Source organism: Mesorhizobium album (genome assembly GCF_033977205.1).
GTDB lineage: Bacteria > Pseudomonadota > Alphaproteobacteria > Rhizobiales > Rhizobiaceae > Mesorhizobium > Mesorhizobium album.
The window spans coordinates 88664-107124 of record NZ_JAVIIW010000021.1 but is presented as its reverse complement, the minus strand read 5'-3'; the positions used below and the strand labels follow the sequence as shown (position 1 = coordinate 107124).

Genomic DNA, 18461 nt, shown 5'->3' with positions numbered 1-18461 from the left:
GGTTCAGCCCCGGGCCAGGCTCGCATCGCCCAAACCGGGGATAGGTTTCGTCTTGCCGCTGAGCCGCGCGCCCAAGGTCAGCGCCTGCGGGAAATTGCGGGCGACCGCCTGCATCAATGCGGCGCCGCCAGGGCCGAGGGCCAAACGGGCGATGGCTTCGGCGGCAAGGACCCGCGTCGAGAACAGTCCTCTCCAGGCCGCTTCGTAGCGCCTGCCGGCTGCCTCTCGTCCAGCCGGCCCGATTGCCGCCTCGCCGAGCGCCTCGGCCAGAATCCAGCCGGACTGAAGCGCCATCGATATGCCCTCGGCGATGATCGGATGCGACTCGCCGGCGGCGTTGCCGACGCGGAAGATGTCCTTTTCGTAGCCGACGCGGATGCCTGGCCGGATCGGGCCGGCGGCAAGCCAGGGACCGTCGAGGTGGGCCTCCTGCAAGGCGTCCCGCGCACCCCGGCATGTCGCCCTGATATGATGCTCGACGGCCTCGGCCGCCGAGACATGGCCGCCGCGACTGGCGGCGAGGCTGGCGCGCAGGCGGGCCAGCATGTCGCGCCTTACGCAGCATGAGATGGACATGCGGCCATGGTCGGCAAGCACCATGCCACCATAGCCGCCGGGAAAGGTCAGCAGCGGCATCAGGTCGGGCGCCAGCGACGCGTTGGTGAAATGCGCCTTGAAGCCGAGCAGGTCCGCGGGGTGATTTGACTTCTCGAGCTGGCTCGGCAGCGGTCCCGGCTCCCACGAGCCATGCGCGGCGGCGATCACCGGCGCCCGCAGGACCGTCGCCTCGTCGCCGGAAATGCCGGCCGTTGGCTGGATCCGCACCGCCTGGCGATCGCCGCCGCGTTCGATGGCGACGGCGCGGCAGGGCTGGAAGACTTCAGCGCCGGCCGACCGGGCCGCATCGAGCAGAAGCGTGTCCAATTTGTCTCGGCCGAGCGCCCGGCCGAAGCCGCCTCTCGCGGGCCCGGATCGCGCGCCCGGCATCGGCGCCTCGATTGTGGTGTCGCCGGAAAACAGACCGACCCGGTGGATTTCGGGACCGGCCTCGGCGCGCCAGGCGTCGCCTATCTCCAGCCCGTCGAGGAGCGCGAGATTGCTCGCCGAGATATATTCGCCGCACACCTTGCGGCGTGGAAACGCGCTCTTCTCCACGATCGCCACGGCCCAGCCGCGGTGGCAGAGCGCCAGCGCCAGCGAAGAACCAGCCGGGCCGGCGCCGATGACAATCGCGTCATGGGTGGATGCGCGGCTCATGGGGCATCCCGGGCCGGCGCGGCGCCGACAAAGACATGGGAGAAAGGACCGGCGCGTCGCTCCTCCAGCGGCCTGCCGCCGGCGGCGCTCCAGAGATTGGAGAGTTCCGTGCCGCGGAAGCCGGCGCGCACGCTCTCCACTGCGTCATGCCGCGTGACGTCGTTGACGCCGATTGCGGGCAGAAGCCGGGCGGCCGCCAGCGCGAATCCCGCCCGCAGCGGTTCCGTCGCCAGAATGAGCGGAGCCTTGCGCCGCAAAAGCGAGAATAGCCGCAGCAGTGCGTCATCGTCGAAATGATGCAGGAACAGATTGACCGTGATCGCGTCGAAGGACCTGCCGCCTGTACTCCCCGTTATGTCCTGCTCCGCCCAGTCGAAGACGTCGGCGGTGACGGTTTCGAGCTTCCATCCCAGCGCGGCGAAATCCGCCGCGAGCTCCGGCGTGACGAGACCGACGCGGTCGAGCATCGTCAGCTCCACCTCGCGCCAATCTCTTGCCATGCGCCGGGCCACCTTGAGCATGAAGGTGCCGTCGCCGGCGCCGATCTCCAGGATGCGGTCGGGCGGCCGGGCGATGAATTTCCGCATCAGCGACGCCATGATGGGCGCCTGGAACATTAGCGCGTTGATGCGGGCGAGGTCGCGGCGCGAGGCAAGCGCCCGCGGATCGTCGGCCGCGAGCTCGTCAAGGATTTCCGGAACCAGGCTGCGTTGCGCGAGCGCGGTCATGAGACGGTCCTGAACAGCATGGTCTCGGCCGTCAGACCGGGTCCGAACGACATGCCGCAGCCGAGCAATCCGCCCGGCGCCTTCAGCATCTTCTCCATCACGAACATGACGGTCGGCGACGACATGTTGCCGTATTGGCGCAGCACCTCGCGCGACGGCTTGAGCGCGGCGGGATCGAGGTTCAGCGCCCGTTCGACCGCGTCGAGAATGCTGCGTCCGCCGGGGTGCACGGCCCAAAGGTCGATCGCTGCCGGCGACCGGCCGCCGAGGATGGCGTCCTGGTTTCCGCGCAGCGCTTCCTGGACCGCCGCCGGCACCTGGCCGGAAAGCACCATGTCAAAGCCGTGATCGCGAATATCCCAGGTCATCAGCTCCCGCTGCTCATCCGCGACGGCGCAGCAGAAGGAGTCGAGCTCGATGCCGGGCGGCTCGGCGCTGACGAGGCTGGCCGCGCAGCCGTCGCCCCAAAGGCAGAAGGACAAAAGCTTCTCCAGCTCGGTCGTTTCCCTCAGATGCAGCGTGCATATTTCGATGTTGACCAGCAGGACCCTGGCTTGCGGATCGGAGCGGACGATGTGGCGGGCAAGCTTGAGACCGTTGACCGCGGCGTAGCAGCCCATGAAGCCGATCATGGTGCGCTCGACGCCGTCCGGCAGGCCGCAGCGCTGGACAAGGTCCAGGTCGATGCCGGGCGCGGAGAAACCGGTGCAAGAGGTGACGATGAGATGGGTGATGCGCGACGCCTCGCCGCCAAGGTGCAGTCCGTCCACGGCGTTTTGCGCCAGCACGGGCGCGGCCTCTGCGAACATCGCCATTCTCGCGGCCGTTCCGGGAAACGCGCCGCGCGGGAACTTTCCACCGAGGTCGGCCGAGGGCCCTTCCGGGTCGAGAGCGGGGGCAAAGCAGGAAAAGCGATGCTCGATGCCGGCGAAGCGGGCCATTCGTTCGAATATCCTCCTGCGATCGGCGGCGAGCATCGAGGCCGCGTAGCGCAGGTAGAACTGATGGACTTCGTGCTCCGGAACCGCTGTCGCGATCCGGTTGATGTAGGCGTTGACAGGCATGTTTTGTCTCCTTGGGCGTCGGGCACGGAAGAACCGTGGCGCTGCTGTCGGAGGATTGTGCTCATTGCAGCCCTGCGCCTTGGGGCGCGCAGCGCGGACGCGGGCATTGAGCGTTGCCTATTCGTTAACGTTTCAGAGACCGATTTCGTCCCAGGAAATCGCCCGGGCGGGCAAAGGACCGGCGTTAAACAGGGGGCCGCGGCTGAGACTCGATGCCGCGCCGGGAGAGATCACGGGCCTGCGACTTGCAAAAGCCGGATTTTGCCGTCAGCCTAAGCGGGCAATGGCTCGACTGTCGCCAAAACACCTCCTGGTCATGCTGCTCGCGGTCTTCCTGACTGCAGGGTTCAGCCTGTCCGCCTCGCAGGCCAGCATCATGTCAGCCAGGATGGCAGGCGAGAACGCCATGGCGATGTCTGTCGCCGGCGGTATGAGCAAGATGGCCGGCGCCATGGACAGCGACTGCAAGGCGTGCCTCAAGGATTCGGGCGGCAATGCCGGACCGATGCATTGTCCGCCGGATTGCATCGCGCCCGTCCTCGCGGTGCTGCCGCAGGGTCCGGCCATGACGATCGTGCCGCGGATGCAGCAGCCATCGGCGCTGCCCACCCCGTTGCTGCGCGGGCGAAGTTCCCTGCCCGACCCATCCCCTCCCCGACCCACAGATCTCGTCTGACGCCGTATCGGCCGCGCAGCGGCTGATACGTGCCGTCTGATCGTCCGCGTCGCGCCATCGCACCGCGGGCGCGCACGGCAATCCGGCTCATGCCGGAATGCCCGTCGTCGATCGAGATCGCAGAGGGCAAAAAATGCATTTCCGTTCCAATCGTTTCCTGTCGCGCCGCGGCTTTCTCGCCGTGGCGGCGGGAGTCGCCATGTCGCGGCCGATGCGTTCCGCCCGCGCATCCGCCGTCGACGAACGCACCCTCAGGGCCGCGCCAGGCCAGGCGCGATTGACCGGCGCTGACAGCGCGCCTACTCCGACCTGGGCGTACAACGGCACCGTCCCCGGCCCGGTGCTGCGCCTGCGGCAAGGACAGCCGGTGCGGATCACGGTCGAGAACAGCTTGGCCGAGGACACCACCGTTCACTGGCACGGCATCCGCTTGCCGAACGCCATGGACGGGGTGCCGGGGCTGACCCAGCCGCCGATCGCGCCGGGAACAAGTTTCACCTATGAGTTCACGCCGCCCGACGCCGGCACCTTCTGGTACCATCCGCATGCCGACGGCCTCGTGCAGCTCGGCCGCGGCCTTGCCGGCGCGCTGATCGTCGAGGAGGCAGAGCTTGTCGCCTTCGACCGCGACCTCATCTGGCTGCTGCAGGACTGGCGGCTTGCCGCCGACGGCCGGATCGCCGGGGGCTTCGGCAGCGCGATGGATGCGTCGATGTCCGGCCGGGTCGGCAACCTCGTCACCGTCAATGGCTCGGCGTCCGCCGATCAGAGTGTGGGGGCGGGCGAGCGCATTCGGCTGCGGCTAGCCAATGCCGCGCTTGCCCGCATGATGGCGCTGCGCTTCGAAGGCCACCGGCCGGTCATCCTGGCGATCGACGGTCAACCCTGCGAGCCGCACGAGCCGGAGGACAGCCGCCTGGTGCTGGCCCCGGCAATGCGCGTCGATATCGTTATCGACATGCTGGGCGAACCGGGCGGCCGGTATCGGGTGATCGACGACTTCTATGATGGCCTTGCCTATACGCTGGCCACGCTTGCCTATGACAAGGCGCCGCCGCTGAGAGCGCATCCACTGGACGCGCCGGCGGCCCTGCCGCGCAATCCCCTGCCCGAGCCCGATCTCGCCAACGCCGTGCGGCAGGAGATCGTCCTGCAGGGCGGCATGATGGGCGGCGGCAAGCTCGCCGGCGTCGGCGGGATGATGTCCGGCATGATGGGCATGAACATGAAGGGCATGGCGATGCCTGGCATGAACGGGACGCCCGCCTGGGCGATCAACGGCGTGTCGATGACCGGCGACGGTCATGCCGGCATGGCGCCGCAGTTCACGCTGCGGCGCGGCGTCACCTGCCATCTGACCATTCGCAACGAAACCGCATGGTGGCATCCGATGCATGTGCACGGGTTCAGCCTTTCGGTGCTTTCCCGCAACGGCTCGCCGGTACCGCATCGGCAATGGCAGGACACGGTGCTGCTCGCGCCAAAGGACACGGTCGAATGCGCCTTCGTCGCTGACAATCCCGGCGACTGGATGCTGCACTGCCATGTCGCCGACCACCAGATGGCCGGGCTCATGACCGTCTTTCGGGTGACCTGATCCCTTCGCTTGGCAACTTCAAAAGGAGAAAACTGACCATGAAACTCACCTATGCCCTTACCGCCCTCGGCCTCGCGGTCGCAACGCCACTGCCGGCGCTCGCGGCGACGATCAATGCGGTGATGTACAAGAACCCGCAATGCAGCTGCTGCGAGGCCTATGCCGCCTATCTCGGGCAGAATGGCTTCAAGGTCGACATCAAGCCGGTCAACAACCTCTCCCAGATCAGCAGCGATGCCGGCGTGCCGGCCGACCTCGAAGGCTGCCACACGATCATGGTCGACGGCTATGTCGTCGACGGCCTGGTGCCTGTCGAGATCGTCAAGAAGCTCCTGATCGAACGGCCGGCCATCACGGGCATCACGCTGGCCGGCATGCCGGCGGGCGCGCCCGGCATGGGCGGCGAGAAGAGCGAGACCTGGACCATCTACGCCTTCACCAAGGACGGCAAGGCGCCGACCGTCTATGCGACGGAGTGAGGCCGCCATGATCCCGGGCAAGCTGGCCATCGCGCTCGCGTTGCTGTTGGTCGCGCTGCCGGCAGCGGCCGCAGGCCCGCCAGCGGATTTTGTCGTTCCGGAAGCACCGGTCGCCGTGCCCGGCATCAGCTTCACCGACGAGGCCGGCAAGCAGAAAACGCTCGCGGATTATTCCGGCAAGGTGGTGCTGCTCAACATCTGGGCGACATGGTGCGCGCCCTGCCGCAAGGAAATGCCGACGCTCGACCGGCTGCAGGCGAAGCTCGGCGGGCCGAACTTCGAGGTCGTCGCACTGTCGGTGGACCGTAAGGGCCCCGACGCCGTGAAGAAATTCTTCGCTGAGACGGGCGTCACGCACCTTGCGCTCAACATCGACACCTCGACCAAGGCGATGTTCACGCTCGGCGCGGTCGGGCTGCCGATGACCTTGCTCATCGATCGTGACGGCAAGGAAATCGCCCGGCTGATCGGCCCGGCCGAGTGGGACGCTCCCGACATGGTCGACTTCATCCGCGGCCGTATCGCCGCCAATCGCGAAGGGAAATGACCGATGCTTTTGCAAACCGGGAGGCGCGGGGTCTTGTTGCCTTGGAACGGATGGCCGCCGATGCTGCGCGGCCTTGCCGCGCTGGCGATGCTGGCCTTGGGCTTTGCCCACGGCGCGCTGGCGCATTCGCTGGATGAAGTCGACGCCTTGCTCAAAGACGACGAGAAATATTTCCAGCCTATCGACAAGCCGGCCCCCGATTTCACGCTGCGCGCCGCCGACGGAACCGCCGTGCGGCTCGCCGATCTGCGAGGCAAGGTCGTGGTGCTGCACTTCATCTACACCTCCTGTCCGGACGTATGTCCCCTGCATGCCGAGAAGATCGCCGAGGTCCAGAAGATGGTGAACGCCACACCGATGAAGGGCCAGGTCGTCTTCGTGACCGTCACCACCGATCCCAAGCGGGACACGCCCGACGTGCTGCGCGCCTACGGGCCGGCGCATGGGCTCGATCCGGTCAACTGGCTGTTCCTGACCACCACCCAGGATCAGCCCGAGGATGCGACCCGGAAGCTGGCCGAAGCCTTCGGCCACAAGTTCACACTGACCGACGGCTACCAGATGCACGGCACCGTGACGCATGTGATCGACAAGGAAGGCCATTGGCGCGCGAATTTCCACGGCCTGAACTTCGCGCCGGTCAATCTGGTCACCATGGTCAACGCGCTTACCAACAACCTCGAACGCCCGCACGCCGAGCCGGACGAAGGCTGGCTGGCAAGATTGCGAAACCTGCTGTGAGGCAGGAGCACTCAACCGACAAGGAAAGGGGAAAACGCATGCTCACCATGACAAGACGGGTAGGCCGCTGTCGCGGCGCCGTCCGGATGCTGCTCATTGCCGGCCTGGCGGGCTGGCTCCTGCTCAATCCCGGCGCCCGGCAACCGGCGAGCGCGGCCGGCGAAATGTCCCAGGACCAGCTCGACCAGCGGATACACGACTACATCCTGGCGCACCCCGAGGTGCTCATGGAGGCGCTGCAAAAGCTTGAGGAGCGCCAGCGCGAGGCGGAGGCGGCCGAGGTCAAGGCCGCATTGTCCAAGCATGCCGACGACCTGTTCCGCGACAGAGAGAGCCCGATCGGAGGCAATCCGCAAGGCGACGTCACTATGGTCGAGTTCTTCGACTATAATTGCCCCTATTGCCGACTAATGGCGCCGATCATGGATCAGGCTGTTGCCGGCGATCCGCAGCTCAGGATCGTCTACAAGGAATTCCCGATCCTCGGCCCGGATTCGGTGTTCGCCGCCAAGGCGGCGCTGGCAGCCGACAAGCAAGGCAAATATACGGCGTTTCACAAGGCGCTTTACGGATCCAGGACGAGAATGACGGAGGCAGCCGTGCTCAAGATAGCGGCCGAGACCGGGCTCGATGTCGAGCGCATGAAGACCGACATGCAGCAGCCCGAGATCCAGGCATCGATCGATCACAATGCGGAGCTCGCCCAGGCACTGCGGATCACGGGCACGCCGGGCTTCGTCGTCGGCGACCAGATCTTTCCGGGCGCGACCGACCTTGTGACGATGAAGAAACTGATCGAACAGGCGAGGAGCAGAAAATGAGCGCGAAACTGAATCGGCGAACGGCCGTTCTCGGCATCATCGCCGCCGCTACCGTATCTGGATTGCCGGAGGTTGATATCCCCGCGCAGGCCGAGGAGGACCCCGGCCTGGCAAGCCGTTTTCAGGATCTGAGCCGCAACGGCAACGCCACCTGCTCGGCCAAATTCACGGAGTCGATCGCGACCATGCCGCCGATGTCGCGGATCAAGGGCTCGTGCTGCAGCCCGATGGAGATGAAACGCTACGTCGAGCAGGTGAAGGGCCTCACGAAATACCGCGCCATAGCGATGATCCCGCCCGACCCCTACGACATTGCGGCTCCGACCGCGCAGCAGATGATGCCTTACTATGACCGACAACTCACTGCCGAGGAGCAGCGCCGTTACGACTTTGCGATGGCCAATTCCAACGAGAAAGGACCGTGCTGCTGCCCGTGCTGGCGCTGGAAGCTTTATGGCGGACTGGCCAAATACCTGATCCGGGAGCACGGCTTTACCGGCGAGCAGATCGTGGATGTCTGGAACCTCTCCGACGGCTGCGGCGGGAACGGGTAGTTCGCGCAGGCTGGCAGGCGGGCCTGACCGCCTTGACGCAAATGCACGAGGAGCTAGTTCACGCTTTTTCGACGATATGCGTCGGCGAAAAAGCCTACCTTCGCCGTCGTAAGGATGATTGGCAATGATAGACGGTTCAAACAGCATGTGGATGATGGGCGGCATGGCCATTGTCTGGGTGCTGGTGATTGCTGCGCTCGTGCTCGCGATTGCCGCGCTCGTCAAATACCTTCGGGCATGACGATCTGCACCCGCGACCTCAAAGCGAGAGAACGCGAGGAGGCACAAGCGCGACAGCACTGCAGCCTGGAGATGCCTGCGCGCGGCGGAGGCCGCTTGAGGCTTTAGGCACGCGCGGCCGCCAGCCCGCCAAATCTCGCTTGACCTTCCAGCTACTGGAACCCGTAGCGTGCGGAAAGGTCGCCTCGGCGGCCTCCCGATCACGATCGAGGAGAAAAACGGTGCATCGACGCAGCTTTCTGGCGGCAGGCCTGGCGACGGTTCTGTCGGGCTCGCGCGCGCTGGCGCAGATGAAGATGGACGGCATGTCGGATATGCCGGGCATGGACATGGGCCATGCGGGCCATGAGATGGGCGCCATGGGCCAAGGCGCTGCCTCGCTGCCCGAAGGCGAGGCGCTGCGCGCATTGCCACCGCTTGCCAACGAGGCCGGCCGGCCGGGTTTGTTCAAGGCGCGGCTGACGGCTCAGTCCGCCACGGCGCGTTTTGTCGCCGACCGGGACACGCCGATCCTTGCCTATAACGGTACGAGCCCTGGCCCGCTGATCGAGGCCTTCGAGGGCGATCGCGTCGAGATCACCTTCGCCAACCGGATTGGCGAGCAAAGCACGATCCACTGGCACGGCATGCCGGTGCCGGCCGACCAGGACGGCAATCCGATGGACCCGGTGGCGGCGGGCGCGGACCGGATCTACGCCTTCGATCTGCCGGAAGGCAGCGCCGGCTCCTACTGGTATCATCCGCATCCACATGGCCGGACGGCCGAGCAGGTCTATCGCGGCCTTGCCGGCGCCTTCGTGGTCAAGGCGAAGGCCGATCCCGTGCCGGCCGCCTATGGCGACACGGTGCTCATGTTCACCGACCTTCGCCTTGCCGCCGACGGCTCGATGCCCGACAGCACCATGAACGACCAGATGAACGGCCGCGTCGGCGACCATGTGCTGGTCAACGGCCAGAAGAACCCCAAGCTGACTGTGGCGATGGGCGCGAAGCGGCGCCTGCGGCTCTACAACGCCACCAATGCGCGCTTCCTCAGGCTCGTCTTCGCCAACGCCGTAATGACGGTGATCGGCAGCGACGGCGGCCTACTGGAGAAGCCGGTGGCAACCGATGAGATCCTGCTCAGCCCGGCCGAGCGCGTCGAGCTGGTGGTCGCCTTCGAAAGGCCGGGCGCGGCGACGCTCACCACGCTCGATTATGACCGCGGCTGGATGGGGCCTGGCCGGCCGGCAGACGCCGGGCAGACGCTGCTGACGGTCGATGTCTCGGACGCGCCGGCCGAGGCGATGCCGCCGCTGCCCGAGCGGCTGAGGTCAATCGCGCGGCTTGCGGCTCCCACCGTCAGCCGCCGCCTCGTCTTCACTGAAACCATGGCGATGAACGCCACCGGCATGGAGATGGGCTTCCTGATCAACGGCAAGGCGTTCGACATGGGGCGCGTCGACATCGTCGCCAAAGCCGGCGAACCCGAGCTGTGGGAAATCGTCAACCAGGCCGACATGGACCATCCGTTCCATCTCCACGGCACGCAATTCCAGGTGGTCGAGCGCGAACGCGGCGGCAGGGTCTCCAAACCGCCCTATCTGGCGTGGAAGGACACGGTCAACGTGGCGCGCGGCGAGACGGTGCGGCTCGTCATGCGTCAGGAACGGCCGGGGTCGCGCATGTATCACTGCCACATCCTCGAGCACGAGCAGCTCGGCATGATGGGCATTGTCGACGTGCAGGCATAGGAGATTTCGCCATGAACATCGGCATCGCATCGGATCGCTCCGGCCTGCCTCCGAAGACGATCCGCTATTACGAAGATATCGGCCTGGTGCGGCCGGATCGCACGGATAACGGCTATCGCGACTATTCGGTGGCCGATATCCACGAGTTGCGCTTCCTGCAGCGCGCACGCAGCCTCGGCTTCTCGGTCGACGAGTGCCGCCAGCTGCTGTCGCTCTATCAGGACCGCAACCGCGAGAGCGCCGACGTCAAGGCGATTGCCGAGGCCAAGCTGGCGGAGATCGACAGGAAGATCGCTGAGCTCGCCAGCCTACGCCGTCTGCTCAGCCACCTGGTCGAGCACTGCCAGGGCGACGACCGACCGGACTGCCCGATCATCGACGAGCTGGCCGGAGAGCGCATGGCGCGTTGAAGCGGCCAACGCCCGCAGCGGCGCTGGTGGCGCTTGCCGTCGCTGAGGTCGATCCGGCCGGCATGCCGGCCGGACATCTCCTGCATCTCATCCTGCAGGACTGCTCGAGCCGCCATTCGAAGTTCCGTCAAAGGTGGAGTGAGGTACGCCCCAAGAAGCCGGTCAACGCTGTTCTGCACAACAAAATCAGCCTGTGCTAATATGCTGTGGCCATGCTCATCGGTGCATGACAGGTTAGGGAGGATGCGATGAAAACGATGAATCGCAGGTCTGCAATCGCTCTCGGCGTGACGGCCGCGACGGTTGCGCCCCTGTTCGCAACGGCGACATTTGCGAAAACCAAGAAGTACGGTCCGAAGGAAGGCAAGGAGATCGCGCCCGGCGTCAGAGTGGTGGAAGTCGGCACCGGCAATTCCGACATTCCCGCCTACAAGAGCATCCAGATCATCGACGCGGTCTTTCAGCCCGGAGCAACCGCTCCCGAAACGGTGATGGACAACGACATGGTGTGCACGATCACCGCGGGCGCGTTCACCATCAAAAAGGTGGACAAGGAGTTCAAGCTCAAGGTCGGCGACGTGTACACTTGCTCCAAGGGCAAGACCGACCAGGCCACGAATACGAGCAAGGAAGTCGGCATTCACCGGATCGCCATCCTGGTCCCGGCGTAAGAGATGGAGCGGTTCAGCCTTCGGGTAGATCGCTGAACCGCACCAATCATTTCTCACGCAATTCCGGACGGACAGTCTTGTGGCGACCTGCCAAGGCCGGCCCGGAGGGTGACGTCACGGCTCGCAAGGCCCGGTGGAGACGGCTGCGCCGCGCGCTCAGCCGGCCATGTGGCGGCGCACTGCCCTCCACTCCTGCCAGATCAGCCACATGACGATCGCGTCGAAGACGGTCAGCACGAGCAGGCCGGGCGAGTGCGTGTAGGAGTAACGGTAGACCTGGTAGGCCATGAAGGCGCCGAGCGCGGCGAGCGAGGCCGGGTAGGACCATAGCTTGCCGCGCAACAGGCCGATGACCAGGAGCAGCTTAATCAGGCCGTGGCTGAGCAGGTAGAAGGCGTAGAACTGCTTGCTCGCGACCGAGAAGTGGCTCGCCATCTGCGACAGATAGCCCGCTATGAAATCGTTCGGATCTTCGATCAACTCTTCCTGGGTGAGGGTGTTGACCCAGGAAGCGATGGTGTCGGTGCTGATGACATAGAGCAGAATGCCGCCGACGCATTCGATCAACGCATGCGCCCCCTTCAGCCACACGCCGATTTCGAAGAGCTGATGGATGCGATGCTCATCGACAGGCTTCACGAACCAGCCCTCATAACAACCCCAAGGAAATCATAGCGCATGGATGCAGCCGTAACCCACTGGATCAATGCCGCTGCCGGCATCAGCACGCTCCTTGATAGGACAATGATCGCCATCTCACAAATCGGCGTGCCGCTGATGGTGATCGCGGTCGCCCTGCAATGGTGGTCGAGGGCCGACCGCAACCATGTGCGATATGCCTGCCTGTCCGCCGGCCTCTCCTTCCTGCTGGGTCTTGGCATCAACCAGGTCATCCTGCTGTTCGTCCACCGCATCAGGCCTTACGACGCCGGCGTCACGCATCTTCTCATCGCGCCCAGCGCCGACTGGTCCTTCCCGTCCGACCACGCGACCGCCAGCATGGCCATCGTCGCCGCCTTCGCCATGCAGGCGCTGCCGCGCCGCACGCTTGCCTTGTTCGCCATGGCGCTGCTGATTTGCTGGTCGCGGCTTCACATCGGCATCCACTATGCCGGCGACGTCCTTGGCGGCGCCGCAACCGGGCTCATCGCCGCTCTGGCGGTGCGGCTCGGCTACCGCGAAAATTCGCGGCTCGATGCCTTGGTGACGAAGATTCTGTAGGCGCTCCGCATAGCGGCTTGGTCGCGCGCACCGTAAAAGCCACGCGCGGCTTAAACGCATATGTGATCAGGTTCGAACAGCTTTATCTGCGGTCGATTCGGGCTGCGCGGCGACGATTCTAGCGGGGCTCATGCCCGCAGGGTTCCTTGTTCGTCGTCGCGCTGACGTAGTTCAGGTTCATGGTTCCGACGGCGCCGCCGCCGGTGATCTTGAATCCGATCTCGATCAACAGTGTCCTGATCGCATTCATGTCGACATGCCCATGCCGGTGGAATCTCGGCAATCTGGATTTGCGCACCGGTCTGCCGAAATCGATGAGCAACAGCCGGCCTCCGGGCTTCAGAACACGTTCTGCTTCGCGGAAGAAGGCCGATCTCGCGGGCTTCGACAGGTGATGCAGCATGAGCGTGCCGATAACGATGTCGAACTGCGCATCCTTGAAGGGAAGCTGCTGCGCCGTCCCGTTGACGAAGGTCAGATCGAGGCCAGACCGCTCGGCCTTCGCACGTGCCCGCCCGATCATTTCGGCTGAAGCATCGACACCCGTGACACTTCCATCCGAACCCACCCGCCTCCTCGCGGCAATCGCGAGCGTTCCCGTTCCGCAGGCGACATCGAGCACCGCTTCGCCGGGCTGGAGCTTTGCCAAGCCAAGCATGGATTCGCGAAAGCGACCCTCGCGGCCAAAGGTAAGAGCGCGCGCAAGCATGTCGTAGGCTGCCGCGCGGTGCAGGACGATGCCGATGCCCCTGTCGCTCGCGCCGTGCGGGTCCTTGCCGAGAAACCGTTTATGACGCAGGCCGCCCCACAGCGCCAAAACCGCGATCGTCGCAAGGACGAGTCCATGGAACCCTGCCGCCCAGGCGCCGGCCGCAATATGGCCCATGCCCAATTGGGCGAGGACAAGGAAGCCGGCGACCAGCAACAGCTTTGCAGGCAGAATTAGCGCTATGCGGATCTTGCGCGAATGCGGCCGGTTGCCGGCATGATGACCAGATGAGAGCATGGTCTGCGACCTCACTGTCGTGGTTGCGTCGTGCCCAAGACATCCATGAGCTTCTGGACTTGGCGTATCATACTGGACACAATGTCCAGAATTGCTATTGCCGGACACCGAACCCTCGGATGTCCAGAACTGGGCGCGGCAAGGGGCCATGACCATGAAAATCGAACGGACGGACGGTGCAAACACGATCGATCGCCGCGTCGCGCGGACGCGGGCCCTGCTGCAGGACGCGCTCATCGCCCTGATCCCTGAGCGCGGATATGCGGCCATCACGGTCGACGACATTTGCCGGCAGGCGAATGTCGGGAGGTCGACTTTCTATACCCACTACGCCGACAAGGACGCCCTGCGCAGCGCGACCATGGAGGTGCACCTGCGCTCGCTCAGCCGCAGGCGCGTGTCGGATGGTCAGGAGACAGGCAAGCGGCTATTCGAATTCAGCCTGCCGATGTTCGAGCACGCGAATGCCTTCCGCTCACTTCATCACGCGCTGCTTGCAACCAGCGGCGACACCATCCACGACGAACTGCGCGAACGGATTCGGCGCACTGTGCGGACCGAGCTCGTCGAGAAGCGGATCGGACACGATGGCGTGCCCGTGGAATTCGCTGTCCAGTTCATTGTCGGCGCGTTCCTTGCAGTCCTCGCCTGGTGGCTTGCCGAAGACGCCGGCCTTCCACCGGCGCAAGTTGACGACCTGTTCCAGCGGATGGCGGCCAAGGGCATCGGCGCATAGGCCACGTGAAGCACCGACCGGCTGGAGCAATTCTAGGAAAAGTATGAAATGGTTAGGCTCGACGACTTCGCCGTAGCCCTCCGTCCGGAATTGCGTCAAAACAAAGAGATAGAGCGGTTCGGTTTTTGATGGAAACGCTGAACCGTCCTAACGAACATCTAAAGACCGAGCGTAGCGGCCGCCAGCGCCAGGTATCGGCTAGCCTTGGCGACGGTGACGATGGCGAGAAAGCTCCATAGGGGCTCGCGCAGCACGCCGGCCATCACCGTCAGCGGATCGCCGATAACCGGAGCCCAGCTCAGCAATAGGCTCCATCTTCCATAGCGGTGGTAGCGCGCCGCCGCGCGGTCAAGCGCGGCAGGCTTTGCGGGGAACCATTTGCTGTCGCGAAAACGATCGATACCGCGGCCCAGCAGCCAGTTGACCGCCGAGCCAAGCACATTCCCGATCGTCGCGACCAGAACCAGCGCGAGCGGCGAATGGGTCCCGGCCAACAGCAGGCCGACCAGCACCGCTTCCGACTGCAGCGGCAGGATGGTCGCGGCGGCGAAGGCGGCCAGGAAGAGTCCGCCGAAGGCGGCAAGGTCACCAAGCATTGCGGCCAGTCAATTCGCCTTTGGTCATTTCGGATGCCGATCATCGACGACTTGGGTTAGAAGGCCATCGCCCCGCCGCGATTTTGACCGGTTCGCATCACAAAAGTAACGCTCTGGCCACGCTATATGCTAGGCTTTCGCAGCCAATACAGGGTTCTCGTCATGGACGCCAGCGAACTGCAGGCCATAGGCGATACGCTGATGCGCCTCGTCACCCCCGACATGACGCCGAAGGAACTGGTCAAGGCCGTCCGCAAGGTGCATCCCGAGGCCAAGAAAAAGGACATCGCCCGCGCCGCCTTCCACGCCATCATCGCCAATGCCGATCAGGATCTCGGCAAATCGAGGAACCTGCAGGCCTTCGCGCTCGCCGAGCGCACCCAGCAGGCGGAATAGCGACCACCGACGATTGCTGCAAATTGCGCCGATCGAATTGTGAGAAAATTAATCAGCGGTTTCTAATATTAAGGGTCACTCGGCAGCAAATTTCCGGCGTGGCCCCATGACCAAGAACCTCGGCAATGCCAAGCCCAACGCCCCTGCGAGGGAGATAAGATCCTCGCCGCTCGGCAGGATCGCGCCGGCCCTGTTCCCGCTGGCGGTCGCTGCGTTGGGCTATCTCGTCGGCAAGCAGTTCTTCGGCTTCTGATCCTCGGCCGGTTTGCCGTGCAGGCGCCTGAGCCTCGCGCGTGCGGCTGGTTGTACTCGGCCGTTTGCGCCCGCCCCACTGCTTTGGTCCTAGGGCCTAGGTCGTTCTTGCCCTAACGTGAGCATAAGCGCATGTTCGAGACAGCCGGCAGGCTCGCAAACTCCGGTCAGGCCCGGCCGCCGAACCCAATACACCCCCCCAGGCTGCCGGGCCGCCGGTGTGCTAGCACGCTGCGCAATAAAGCATTCCACCACATAGCGCGCCTGTTCCGAAACCAGTTCCATCGCCGTGTCGGAAAGCCCTTCGCTCGAATGCGTTCGAGAGGCCCGGCCATTCCGTTACCGCGGCCTGAACATCAGATCGAAGTCGAATTCAGCCGGGCACACCAGAGTTAAGGTTTCTGAACTCGCTTTTATACATGATAGCGGTGTATTTTCGATATTTAATTCCCGATGTCAAATCGACCGGCTTCCTGCTACTATCCCCCTACTAGAGCTCGATGAGCGGAAGCTTGTAGCAATTCATTCCGCCCTAGGATCGTTGTTTTGAGATGCGGTTCCTGAGGCAACGAGCTGGAGCTGCACATGGTGGCAGGCGAACCAGACAGTGTCCGCGTGAAATTCATCAACGGCCAATGGCTGGTGCGCGTCGTCGAAGGTGGCAGGCTGACGCACCAGGTCTTCGACGTCCACGCGCAAGCCGAAGCCTTCGCCGAGGAGGAACGCCACCGGCTGGGACTGCCGGGCGAGCCGCCGACCGAGGAGCCGGTCGAGGCGAAGCGGCGCGGCAAGCGCGGGCGCTGACACGATCCGGTACGCAAGCAACTGGCACGATCGGCTCCCCTCCGCGACCGGGTGGTTTGCGCTTAGCCCCAAAAATGCGAGAACAATCGGCGGACGGGAAGTGCTGCCGATGTGCAATCTCTACAACATCACCACCAGCCAGGAGGCGATCCGCCAGTGGACGCGCGCGCTGCGCGACATCTCCGGCAACCTCGAGCCTTCGGTCGACATCTATCCCAACCAGCCGGCGCCGGTGGTGCGCAACGTGGCCGACGGCAGCCGCGAACTCGCCAATCTGCGCTGGGGCATGCCGACGCCGCCGGAGCGAATGCGCGGCAACGCCGATTCCGGCACCACCAACATCCGCAACCCGCAATATGCGCACTGGCTGCCCTATCTCGGCATCGAGAACCGCTGCGTGGTACCGGTGACGAGCTTTGCCGAGCCCTCGCCGACGCCCGGTGACAAGGACCCGGAAACAGGTGTCCAGAAGAACTTCTGGTTTGCGCTCAGCGAGGACCGCCCGCTGTTCTTCTTCGCCGGCCTGTGGACACCTTGGCACGGCGTGCGCAAGGTGAAGGAAGGCCCCGGCGACCACGAGCTCTACGGCTTCCTGACAACAAGGCCCAACGCGCTGATCGCGCCCATCCACGAGAAGGCGATGCCGGTGATCCTGACCACGCAGCAGGAAACTGAGCTGTGGCTGACGGCGCCATGGTCGGAAGCAAAGAAGCTGCAGCGGCCGGCGCCGGACGACGCGCTGGTGATCGTCGAAAAGCCGGCGACGCAGATCAAGTTTCCGGCCGAGCCGCCGGCGCAGGGGTCATTGTTTTAGGGAAACTATCGCGTCAACAGCCAATCCTTGTAGCGGCGATCGAGTATCGGTTGGATCATCGTATAGGTTTCCCACCCATCCTCAACGGAATAGAGCGATTCCCCGTCGGGGAAGGCATAGCTATAGTCGGCAATGTACGAGACAGGATCAACATCCGGGGCATCGTAGTAGTAGGCTGCGAAAAGATTACCGTCGTCGTTCAAGTCATCGTCAGTGAACTTACCGTCACAGACATCGAGGAACCATTGTCGCGGGGTCAGGCTTCTCGATCTCAGACTTTCCAGCTCGGCCGGGAACTCGTCAGTATGCATCTCCCCGGACAATCCGTTCAAAGCGGCCAGGCAACGAACATTGCAATATGTGTGGCACCGGCTTCGGGAGGCAGTTCCCGTGGAAAGTTTCCTCCGGAATGCCAAGACGCATCATCATACTTCATAGTGCAACCCCCACCACCTGGCAGATTATGTCGTTCATGGCCGACGTTCGCAACTGCGCTCATCGGCCCCTCGCCTTCTGCAGCAGCACCCAGATATAGCCCTTGGGCGGGTGGTCCTGGTCGATGAACTGGGTCTTCACCTCCTAGTTCACGCGCCAGAGGAAATACGGCCAGTCCGGCGTGTCGAAGGGCAAGGCGGTCCAGCGCGGCGACTGCATCGCCCGGTCGCTGACCACCAGTCCGCCTGGTGCCATCAACCCGTCGATCAGCGCCGCCAGCCAGCCGGCCTGGGCGGCGTCGCGGGCGCGGTCCTCGCTGCCGAAATCGGCATGGGCCAGGGCCGCGGACGCACGGCCGGGCAAGGCGGACAGCGTTTCGCGGAAATCGCCCAGCACCAGGTCGGCGCCGGCCGGCGCCGCATCGGCCGGGGCGTGCAGGTCGCGGTCGAAGGCGATGATCCGGCGCTCCGGGAACAGCTTGCGCAGATGGCTGTAGGTGCGGCCCTTGCCCAGGCCGATTTCCAGCACTGGGCCTGGCAGATCCCGGGTCTCCTCCGCCGCCCGCTCCAGTGCCCGGCGCTGGGTGGTGAGGCGGGCGATCATGCGATCGAGGCGGCTGTCCATGGCTCGGCTCCGGGCAGGCTTGAGGGTGTCGAGGGCCGCCACTGTAGGTTCGGCCGGGC

Annotated in this window: 26 protein-coding genes; 17 read left to right on the top strand and 9 right to left on the bottom strand. The window is 64.7% G+C overall.

The features are described from left to right. Positions 1–3: 3 nt before the first annotated feature. Genes RFN28_RS18805 through RFN28_RS18795 form a run of 3 tightly spaced genes read right to left on the bottom strand, consistent with a single transcriptional unit; the run spans position 4 to position 3049 of the window. Positions 4–1257 carry an NAD(P)/FAD-dependent oxidoreductase gene (locus tag RFN28_RS18805; RefSeq protein ID WP_320288816.1) on the bottom strand — a complete coding sequence of 418 codons (1254 nt, stop codon included), beginning with the start codon at positions 1255–1257 and terminating at the stop codon, positions 4–6. Then, positions 1254–1985, bottom strand: coding sequence for a methyltransferase domain-containing protein (locus tag RFN28_RS18800; RefSeq protein ID WP_320288815.1), 732 nt, complete (start codon positions 1983–1985; stop codon positions 1254–1256). Before RFN28_RS18800 ends, RFN28_RS18805 begins: the two co-directional genes overlap by 4 nt. Next, complete coding sequence (locus RFN28_RS18795) at positions 1982–3049, bottom strand: type III polyketide synthase (RefSeq protein WP_320288814.1); 1068 nt, start codon at positions 3047–3049, stop codon at positions 1982–1984. Before RFN28_RS18795 ends, RFN28_RS18800 begins: the two co-directional genes overlap by 4 nt. A 106-nt stretch (positions 3050–3155) precedes the next feature. Between RFN28_RS18795 and RFN28_RS18790 the strand changes: the two genes are divergently transcribed. The 11 genes from RFN28_RS18790 to RFN28_RS18740 all read left to right on the top strand — a co-directional run bounded on the left by RFN28_RS18790 (position 3156) and on the right by RFN28_RS18740 (position 11518). Next, positions 3156–3725 carry a hypothetical protein gene (locus tag RFN28_RS18790; RefSeq protein WP_320288813.1) on the top strand — a complete coding sequence of 190 codons (570 nt, stop codon included), beginning with the start codon at positions 3156–3158 and terminating at the stop codon, positions 3723–3725. A 133-nt stretch (positions 3726–3858) separates the two neighbouring features. After that, positions 3859–5322: a multicopper oxidase family protein gene (locus RFN28_RS18785; protein WP_320288812.1), complete on the top strand. Its 1464-nt coding sequence runs from the start codon at positions 3859–3861 to the stop codon at positions 5320–5322. Between the two features lie 38 nt (positions 5323–5360). Next, positions 5361–5801: a DUF411 domain-containing protein gene (locus tag RFN28_RS18780; protein ID WP_320288811.1), complete on the top strand. Its 441-nt coding sequence runs from the start codon at positions 5361–5363 to the stop codon at positions 5799–5801. A gap of 7 nt (positions 5802–5808) precedes the next feature. Continuing rightward, positions 5809–6348 carry a TlpA disulfide reductase family protein gene (locus tag RFN28_RS18775; RefSeq protein ID WP_320288810.1) on the top strand — a complete coding sequence of 180 codons (540 nt, stop codon included), beginning with the start codon at positions 5809–5811 and terminating at the stop codon, positions 6346–6348. 60 nt (positions 6349–6408) lie between these two features. Next, complete coding sequence (locus tag RFN28_RS18770; RefSeq protein ID WP_320288809.1) at positions 6409–7089, top strand: SCO family protein; 681 nt, start codon at positions 6409–6411, stop codon at positions 7087–7089. Positions 7090–7127: 38 nt separating this feature from the next. Beyond that, entirely contained in the window at positions 7128–7910 is a 783-nt protein-coding gene (locus tag RFN28_RS18765; protein WP_320288808.1) for a DsbA family protein, read from the top strand. Next, positions 7907–8464 carry a hypothetical protein gene (locus RFN28_RS18760; RefSeq protein WP_320288807.1) on the top strand — a complete coding sequence of 186 codons (558 nt, stop codon included), beginning with the start codon at positions 7907–7909 and terminating at the stop codon, positions 8462–8464. The genes RFN28_RS18765 and RFN28_RS18760 overlap by 4 nt, the downstream gene beginning before the upstream one ends. A 461-nt stretch (positions 8465–8925) precedes the next feature. Continuing rightward, positions 8926–10437 (top strand): multicopper oxidase family protein, encoded by a 1512-nt coding sequence (locus tag RFN28_RS18755; protein WP_320288806.1) that lies wholly within the window; start codon positions 8926–8928, stop codon positions 10435–10437. Positions 10438–10448: 11 nt separating this feature from the next. Further along, a complete protein-coding gene (gene cueR, locus RFN28_RS18750; RefSeq protein ID WP_320288805.1) occupies positions 10449–10847 on the top strand; it encodes a Cu(I)-responsive transcriptional regulator in 399 nt (132 codons plus the stop codon). Then, on the top strand, positions 10844–11047 hold the full coding sequence (locus RFN28_RS18745; protein WP_320288804.1) for a hypothetical protein: 204 nt from the start codon (positions 10844–10846) through the stop codon (positions 11045–11047). Before cueR ends, RFN28_RS18745 begins: the two co-directional genes overlap by 4 nt. Positions 11048–11095: 48 nt before the next feature. Further along, a complete protein-coding gene (locus tag RFN28_RS18740) occupies positions 11096–11518 on the top strand; it encodes a hypothetical protein (RefSeq protein WP_320288803.1) in 423 nt (140 codons plus the stop codon). Between the two features lie 156 nt (positions 11519–11674). Here RFN28_RS18740 and RFN28_RS18735 read toward each other — a convergent pair whose 3' ends face one another. Next, the gene (locus RFN28_RS18735) at positions 11675–12157 is read right to left on the bottom strand and encodes a DUF2127 domain-containing protein (RefSeq protein WP_320288802.1); all 483 of its coding nucleotides are present in this window, start codon (positions 12155–12157) and stop codon (positions 11675–11677) included. Positions 12158–12196: 39 nt separating this feature from the next. On the opposite strand from RFN28_RS18735, the gene RFN28_RS18730 reads away from it, so the two are divergent. After that, positions 12197–12739 carry a phosphatase PAP2 family protein gene (locus RFN28_RS18730; RefSeq protein WP_320288801.1) on the top strand — a complete coding sequence of 181 codons (543 nt, stop codon included), beginning with the start codon at positions 12197–12199 and terminating at the stop codon, positions 12737–12739. A 118-nt stretch (positions 12740–12857) separates the two neighbouring features. On the opposite strand, the gene RFN28_RS18725 is transcribed toward RFN28_RS18730, so the two are convergent. Next, positions 12858–13745, bottom strand: coding sequence for a class I SAM-dependent methyltransferase (locus tag RFN28_RS18725; protein WP_320288800.1), 888 nt, complete (start codon positions 13743–13745; stop codon positions 12858–12860). A 148-nt stretch (positions 13746–13893) separates the two neighbouring features. On the opposite strand from RFN28_RS18725, the gene RFN28_RS18720 reads away from it, so the two are divergent. Continuing rightward, positions 13894–14481, top strand: coding sequence for a TetR/AcrR family transcriptional regulator (locus RFN28_RS18720; protein ID WP_320288799.1), 588 nt, complete (start codon positions 13894–13896; stop codon positions 14479–14481). A gap of 158 nt (positions 14482–14639) precedes the next feature. On the opposite strand, the gene RFN28_RS18715 is transcribed toward RFN28_RS18720, so the two are convergent. Then, entirely contained in the window at positions 14640–15077 is a 438-nt protein-coding gene (locus RFN28_RS18715; RefSeq protein ID WP_320288798.1) for a YqaA family protein, read from the bottom strand. Between the two features lie 162 nt (positions 15078–15239). Between RFN28_RS18715 and RFN28_RS18710 the strand changes: the two genes are divergently transcribed. The 4 genes from RFN28_RS18710 to RFN28_RS18695 all read left to right on the top strand — a co-directional run bounded on the left by RFN28_RS18710 (position 15240) and on the right by RFN28_RS18695 (position 17343). Beyond that, positions 15240–15473 (top strand): hypothetical protein, encoded by a 234-nt coding sequence (locus RFN28_RS18710; RefSeq protein ID WP_320288797.1) that lies wholly within the window; start codon positions 15240–15242, stop codon positions 15471–15473. 106 nt (positions 15474–15579) lie between these two features. Further along, positions 15580–15726, top strand: coding sequence for a hypothetical protein (locus tag RFN28_RS18705; RefSeq protein WP_320288796.1), 147 nt, complete (start codon positions 15580–15582; stop codon positions 15724–15726). Between the two features lie 584 nt (positions 15727–16310). Beyond that, complete coding sequence (locus RFN28_RS18700) at positions 16311–16529, top strand: hypothetical protein (protein WP_320288795.1); 219 nt, start codon at positions 16311–16313, stop codon at positions 16527–16529. Between the two features lie 109 nt (positions 16530–16638). Then, positions 16639–17343: an SOS response-associated peptidase gene (locus tag RFN28_RS18695; RefSeq protein ID WP_320288794.1), complete on the top strand. Its 705-nt coding sequence runs from the start codon at positions 16639–16641 to the stop codon at positions 17341–17343. Positions 17344–17348: 5 nt separating this feature from the next. Here the strand turns inward: RFN28_RS18695 and RFN28_RS18690 are convergent, their stop codons facing one another. The 3 genes from RFN28_RS18690 to RFN28_RS18685 form a co-directional block, all read right to left on the bottom strand. Beyond that, positions 17349–17666, bottom strand: a complete 318-nt coding sequence (locus tag RFN28_RS18690) for a DUF7832 domain-containing protein (protein WP_441328173.1) — start codon at positions 17664–17666, stop codon at positions 17349–17351. Between the two features lie 5 nt (positions 17667–17671). After that, positions 17672–17779: a DUF7832 domain-containing protein gene (locus RFN28_RS35025; protein ID WP_441328174.1), complete on the bottom strand. Its 108-nt coding sequence runs from the start codon at positions 17777–17779 to the stop codon at positions 17672–17674. A 143-nt stretch (positions 17780–17922) separates the two neighbouring features. Beyond that, positions 17923–18402 carry a class I SAM-dependent methyltransferase gene (locus RFN28_RS18685; RefSeq protein ID WP_320288792.1) on the bottom strand — a complete coding sequence of 160 codons (480 nt, stop codon included), beginning with the start codon at positions 18400–18402 and terminating at the stop codon, positions 17923–17925. Between the last annotated feature and the right edge of the window lie 59 nt (positions 18403–18461).